Source organism: Anaerotignum faecicola (assembly GCA_024460105.1).
In the GTDB taxonomy this organism is placed as follows: domain Bacteria; phylum Bacillota; class Clostridia; order Lachnospirales; family Anaerotignaceae; genus JANFXS01.
On record JANFXS010000038.1, the window covers coordinates 1 to 680 of the forward strand.

Below are 680 nucleotides of genomic sequence, written 5' to 3' on the forward strand. Positions count from 1 at the left end.
ATCGAAGCTGCTGTATTCAACCAACGGAACAGAATACAGTGAGACGGCCCCGACTTTTACGGAAGCAGGAACGCATACCGTATACGTAAAGGCGACGAATCCGAATTACAAGGAAACTGAAGCCGTAAGTGCGGCGGTAGTGATCAGGCCGAGAAATGTGACCATCACGGTGAACAGCGCGTCAAAGACGTATGGAACTAAGGATCCGGAGTTTACAGGAAACTATGATGACCTGGTAAGCAGCGGAGCAGTGGTAAAGGAAGGCGACCTTGGAAAGGTAAGCTATGTAAGGGCAGCCGGAGACGAGAATAAGAACAATGTTGGAGACGAGATCGGCCTGACGGCAGAGTATACAAAAAACCCGAACTATAGGGTGGGCATCGTACCAGGTACGCTGACGATTACAGAGGCGGAAGGAAACCGTGTAAGTGCGGAAGGCCGGGAAGTAACGTATGACGGAAACGCATATGGGCTGATAAGTGCGTCTGCGGAGAAGGAAGGATCGAAGCTGCTGTATTCAACCAACGGAACAGAATACAGTGAGACGGCCCCGACCTTTACGGAAGCAGGAACGCATACCGTATACGTAAAGGCGACGAATCCGAATTACAAGGAAACTGAAGCCGTAAGTGCGGCGGTAGTGATCAGGCCGAGAAATGTGACCATCACGGTGAACAGCG

1 protein-coding gene is annotated in these 680 nt (G+C 51.2%); it reads left to right on the forward strand.

Going from position 1 to position 680, the window contains the following annotated elements; genetic code table 11:
- Positions 1 to 680, forward strand: a 680-nt coding sequence (locus NE664_12600; GenBank protein MCQ4727476.1) for a hypothetical protein, incomplete at both ends; no start/stop codon positions are given.